At 34.0% G+C, this 3,958-nt stretch carries 4 protein-coding genes; all 4 read left to right on the top strand.

From position 1 onward, the window contains the following. The first annotated feature begins 424 nt into the window (after window positions 1-424). The 4 genes from thrS (at window position 425) to rplT (ending at window position 3,644) form a co-directional block, all read left to right on the top strand. On the top strand, window positions 425-2,365 hold the full coding sequence (gene thrS / locus ACFWV9_RS05950; RefSeq protein WP_411894331.1) for a threonine--tRNA ligase: 1,941 nt from the start codon (window positions 425-427) through the stop codon (window positions 2,363-2,365). Between the two features lie 61 nt (window positions 2,366-2,426). Beyond that, complete coding sequence (gene infC / locus ACFWV9_RS05955) at window positions 2,427-2,942, top strand: translation initiation factor IF-3 (RefSeq protein WP_411894332.1); 516 nt, start codon at window positions 2,427-2,429, stop codon at window positions 2,940-2,942. A gap of 57 nt (window positions 2,943-2,999) precedes the next feature. Next, window positions 3,000-3,197, top strand: coding sequence for a 50S ribosomal protein L35 (gene rpmI, locus ACFWV9_RS05960; protein WP_034040729.1), 198 nt, complete (start codon window positions 3,000-3,002; stop codon window positions 3,195-3,197). A 102-nt stretch (window positions 3,198-3,299) separates the two neighbouring features. Beyond that, window positions 3,300-3,644, top strand: a complete 345-nt coding sequence (gene rplT, locus ACFWV9_RS05965) for a 50S ribosomal protein L20 (RefSeq protein ID WP_411894333.1) — start codon at window positions 3,300-3,302, stop codon at window positions 3,642-3,644. Window positions 3,645-3,958: the final 314 nt, after the last annotated feature.

The following is a 3,958-nucleotide window of genomic DNA, read 5'->3' on the forward strand; positions in this document are numbered from 1 at the left end:
GGCGTTTAAGCGGGTGCAAATATAAAACCCTTTTTCGTTACCCGCAACATTCTCGACAAAATATTTTTAAAAATATTTTCCGCATCAATATCCATAAGCGAACGAACTAACAAACACAGTACTCACGTACCGTTTCAGCGGCGCAAATATAAAACCATTCCCCAACCCAACAAGCAATATTATAAGGATTTTTAGCAAAATTTATTCGCAGTAAACTAAACTCCTCTTTCTTAACACATTGTGATGACAATCTTAAAATCAATTAAAATAATTTAGCATAAATTAAAAACTGAAATACTTAAAATAAAAATTATTATTGATTAATGTTATTCAAAATTAAACCAGCAATTATAATTAATAATACTTCACTTTGTCTATTATATATATAGGTATATCTTTGTACGCTTAAAATTATACCTTAATAATGATAAAGATTACTCTTCCTGATGGTTCTGTGAGATCATATAATAATGTAGTGACTCCATATGATGTGGCTAAAGATATTAGCGAGGGTTTTGCACGCAATGTAATTTCAGCAAAATTTAATGACAATGTTGTTGAAACCACCACTCCACTTACTGAAAATGGAAGTCTTATTTTATATACCTGGAGAGATGATGAAGGTAAAAAAGCATTTTGGCACTCTTCCGCTCATATTCTTGCACAGGCACTAGAGGAATTATATACAAATGTAAAACTTTGGGTTGGGCCTGCTATTGAAAATGGCTTCTATTATGATGTTGATTTAGGTGATGATATTATTTCTGAAAAAGACTTCAAAACTATTGAGAATAAAATGTTGGAAATAGCAAGAGGCAAACATGACTTTAAAATGAGAGATGTTTCAAAACCTGAGGCTCTTTCTTTTTATAATGGGAAAAATGAATATAAGGTAGATTTAATTGACAGCCTTGAAGATGGTACTATAAGTTTCTGCGATCATTCAACCTTTACAGATTTATGCCGTGGTGGCCACATACCAAACACTGGAATAGTAAAAGCAATAAAAATTTTAAGTGTTGCAGGTGCTTATTATAAAGGAGATGAGAACGAAAAACAGTTAACTCGTGTTTATGGAATATCATTCCCGAAACAAAAAGAATTGACAGAGCACTTGCACCTTCTTGAAGAAGCTAAAAAGCGTGATCACAGGAAACTTGGTAAAGAATTAGAGCTTTTCACATTCTCTCAAAAAGTTGGTCAAGGATTACCGCTATGGTTACCAAAGGGCGCGGCATTAAGAGAAAGATTAGAAAATTTCTTGAAAGTTGCTCAAAAAAAAGCAGGTTATCAAATGGTAGTTACTCCGCATATTGGTAATAAGGACCTTTATGTTACATCGGGTCATTTTGCTAAATATGGTGAAGATAGTTTTCAACCTATAAATACGCCTGCTGATGGTGAGGAGTTTCTACTTAAACCTATGAATTGCCCTCATCATTGTGAAATATTTAATAGCAGACCATTTTCATATAAGGAACTACCAATAAGATATGCTGAATTTGGGACAGTATATAGATATGAACAAAGTGGTGAATTACATGGCCTAACAAGGGTAAGAGGTTTTACTCAAGACGATGCTCATATCTTTTGTACACCAGACCAATTAGATACTGAATTTAAGGAAGTTATTGATTTAGTATTATACGTTTTTGGATCTTTAGGGTTCGAAAATTTTACGGCACAAGTTTCCTTGAGAGATCCTGATAATCCTGATAAATATATTGGTAGCGATGAGAACTGGGATAAAGCAGAACAGGCAATATTAAACGCCGCTAAGGACAAAGGACTCAACTTTGTTGTTGAGACAGGTGAAGCAGCCTTTTATGGTCCTAAGCTAGATTTTATGGTTAAGGATGCCCTTGGGCGTAAATGGCAACTAGGTACAATTCAGGTTGATTATAACTTACCAGAAAGATTTGATTTATCATACAAAGGTAGTGATAATGAGCTACACAGACCAGTAATGATTCATAGAGCACCATTTGGAAGTATGGAACGATTTGTAGCTATATTGCTAGAGCACACAGGTGGTAACTTTCCATTATGGCTAATGCCAGATCAAGCTATTATTCTCTCTGTGAGTGAGAAATATGAAAAATACGCTCAAAAAGTTTTAAATTTGTTAGAAAATGACGAAATTCGCGCCCTTGCAGATAACAGAAATGAAACTGTGGGTAAGAAAATTCGTGAAGCGGAGATGAGTAAATATCCGTATATGATAATCGTTGGAGAACAAGAAGTAAAAGACGAAACGATTACTGTAAGACAACACGGAGGTGAAGATCTTGGCACAATTAGTGTACAAGAATTTTCAAAAATTGTAAAAGAAAAGGTCTCAAATAGTTTGAAGACTTTTAAATAAGTTTAATTAAAATATATAAGTCATAGCAATACGTAGAAACAGAAGAAATTATAACAGACGTGTGTCCCAAGAGGATAAACACCGTATAAATTCTAAAATTAGATCTGAAGAAGTAAGAGTTGTAGGAGACAATGTTGAAGTAGGAGTTTATCCTATAAAACAAGCACTATCTATGGCTGACGAACAAGGTTTGGATCTGGTTGAGATTTCACCAAATGCGAAACCTCCTGTTTGTAAAGTCATGGATTATAAAAAGTTTCTCTATGAGCAAAAAAAGCGAGAGAAAGCATTAAAATCTAAAGCAACTAAAGTAGTTGTTAAGGAAATTCGTTTTGGGCCAAATACAGATGACCATGATTACGAATTTAAAAAGAAACACGCTATGAAGTTCTTAAAAGATGGTGCAAAGTTAAAAGCTTTTGTATTCTTTAAAGGACGTTCAATTGTGTTTAAGGAACAAGGTCAAATCTTATTACTAAGATTAGCCCAAGATCTTGAAGAATATGGCAAGGTTGAACAAATGCCAAAGCTTGAAGGTAAGCGAATGATTATGTTCATTGCGCCAAAGAAGAAATAATAAAGCTGTTAATTCAGCTAAACGACAATAAGCGAAACGTAATTAAATCTAGGAGAAATGCCTAAAATGAAAACAAAATCAAGTGCTAAGAAACGTTTCAAACTAACTGGCACTGGTAAGATTAAAAGAAAGCACGCTTTTAAAAGTCATATATTGACTAAAAAATCAAAAAAGCGTAAGCTTGCGTTGACTCATGATACTTTAGTACATAAGGCCGACGAGAATAATGTTAAAACAATGTTGCGTTTAAAGTAATATTTTTTTAACCGGTTAAAATAAAATGTAAAACCCTGGAGTTAGGCAAAAGAATTTAGCAAGTACCTTTAAGGTCGCCTACTACAAAAAACAATTAAAGAAATGCCAAGATCAGTAAATTCAGTTGCAAAGAGAGCTAGAAGAAAAAAGGTTCTTAAGCAAGCAAAAGGCTATTGGGGAAGACGTAAAAACGTTTGGACAGTAGCAAAAAATGCGGTTGATAAAGCGATGCAATATTCGTATAGAGACCGTAGAAACAAAAAAAGAACATTCCGTGCATTATGGATAATGCGTATAAACGCAGGTGCTAGACAACACGGTATGAGCTATTCTAAGTTTATGGGAGGATTAAAAGCTAATAATATTGAATTGAATCGTAAGGTTCTTGCAGATTTAGCAATGAATCACCCAGAAGCTTTTGAAGCAATAGTAAACAAAGTTAAATAAGGCGTTGAGCCAAAATTAATAACAACATTTCGCTTAAAAAAAAACCGACTCAATTGAGTCGGTTTTTTTATACAGCCTTATTATATCCATAATCAGATAAGAATAGTAAACTACTATATTTATCTAATATGTGCTATTAATTTTTAATCTGAATTGTTATTTAGGATTGATACCTCCCCCTGGCTTAGGGTTAATTCCTCCACCTTCTTTGGGATTGATGCCACCGCCAGGCTTAGGATTAATTCCCCCACCTTCTTTAGGGTTAATCCCTCCTCCAGGCTTAGGGTTAATTCCCCCGCCTTCTTTTGGATTGA

This window comes from Winogradskyella sp. A2, assembly GCF_046762865.1.
GTDB lineage: Bacteria > Bacteroidota > Bacteroidia > Flavobacteriales > Flavobacteriaceae > Winogradskyella.